This is a genomic window from Pseudonocardia sp. EV170527-09 (assembly GCF_008369905.1).
Classification (GTDB): Bacteria; Actinomycetota; Actinomycetes; order Mycobacteriales; family Pseudonocardiaceae; genus Pseudonocardia.
Map to the genome: position 1 here is coordinate 1 of NZ_VRMC01000380.1, position 336 is coordinate 336.

General features: G+C 54.5%; 1 protein-coding gene. It reads left to right on the forward strand.

Annotated elements, in window-relative coordinates; translation table 11 throughout:
- On the forward strand, positions 1-336 hold a 336-nt coding region (locus FVA95_RS31230; protein ID WP_304627194.1), incomplete at both ends, for an EspA/EspE family type VII secretion system effector.

The window sequence follows — 336 nt, forward strand, 5'->3', positions numbered from 1 at the left end:
GGTAATCCTTAATTCCACGATAAGCTTTCTCGAGACGCTGTATGCGACGCTCGGGGTTGGAACGCCGGTCACCGGAGAGGTATTCGACACCAGTTCGTCGACGTTCCTGGAAGCCATCGAAACGCAGGCATCGACCGTCCTGAGCGACAACTGGCTTGGCATTGCGGCCGACAAATATTCGGAGAAGAGCAAGACTCTCCAAGACGCCGAGCAGATTATGGCCGACGTTGACTTTACAACCGGCACACTGGTGTCCGACCAGGCCGACGCGGTTGAAAAGGCACGCAATACCCTCAAAAAATGGATAAACTTTCTCGCGGACTGCAAGCCTTATGC